This window comes from Mesorhizobium sp. M2E.F.Ca.ET.209.01.1.1, assembly GCF_004010375.2.
GTDB lineage: Bacteria > Pseudomonadota > Alphaproteobacteria > Rhizobiales > Rhizobiaceae > Mesorhizobium.
Map to the genome: position 1 here is coordinate 1 of NZ_SADP02000937.1, position 307 is coordinate 307.

Sequence of the window (307 nt, forward strand, 5' to 3'; positions counted from 1 at the left end):
CTCGTATTAAAGAGCCAACTATGTGGCGGCGCGTGCGGCGGACGACGTCACCACTATCGCACTCAAGGCTGTTTGTATACGCTTGTATAGGTAAGTCGATCTGATAGTCTCCGTGCCACGCAACCGGAGCGGCCAAGGAGGATCACATGCGCAACGCTGCTCTTTTCGACCTCTCTGGCAGGAAGGCGCTGGTCACCGGTGCCAGCCGCGGCATTGGCCGCAGCATCGCCGAGGCGCTGAGCGCCGCCGGCGCCGACATCGCGGTCACGGCGCGTAGCGTGGACTCGCTTGATGAGACAGCGGCGGC

At 63.2% G+C, this 307-nt stretch carries 1 protein-coding gene; it reads left to right on the top strand.

Features of this window, described 5'->3' with window-relative positions; translation table 11 throughout:
- Positions 1–146 precede the first annotated feature (146 nt).
- On the top strand, positions 147–307 hold a 161-nt coding region (locus EN852_RS38575), incomplete at its 3' end, for an SDR family NAD(P)-dependent oxidoreductase (protein ID WP_135879884.1).